This window comes from Pedococcus sp. P1_H8 (assembly GCF_056405175.1).
In genome coordinates this window covers 1-415 of the sequence record NZ_JBFUCP010000308.1, presented here as the reverse complement: position 1 = coordinate 415, position 415 = coordinate 1, and the positions used below count along the sequence as shown (strand labels likewise).

At 64.3% G+C, this 415-nt stretch carries 1 protein-coding gene; it reads right to left on the bottom strand.

Annotated elements, in window-relative coordinates; genetic code table 11:
• A partial coding sequence (locus AC1DYG_RS20140; protein WP_477641610.1) for a sulfatase-like hydrolase/transferase occupies positions 1-323 on the bottom strand: 323 nt, incomplete at its 3' end.
• Between the last annotated feature and the right edge of the window lie 92 nt (positions 324-415).

The following is a 415-nucleotide window of genomic DNA, read 5'->3' as shown; positions in this document are numbered from 1 at the left end:
TTCCCGAACTGTCCGGTGGCGTAGCCGAGGGGTTTGAGCAGTTCGGCGATGGTGGGGTCCTCGTCGGACAGTCCGACGTCGACGCCCGGGATCCCCACCTTGCTCATCCCGGTGCGGTACACGCTCTGACCGGTGATGAACGAGGCGCGGCCGGCCGTGCAACTCTGCTCGCCGTACGAGTCGGTGAACTTCATGCCCTCGTCGGCGAGGCGGTCGATGTTCGGGGTCCGGTAACCCATCAGTCCTTCGCTGTAGCAGCTGAGATTGGTGATTCCGATGTCATCGCCCCAGATCACCAGGATGTTGGGTTTGGTGTCCGCCATCGTTCGCTCCTCGCGTGTGCGTTCGGATGCGACGCCCGTGCAGATGCAGCGCAGCAGGCATCAGGGATGTGGCGTCTCCGACGCTCCTCGGG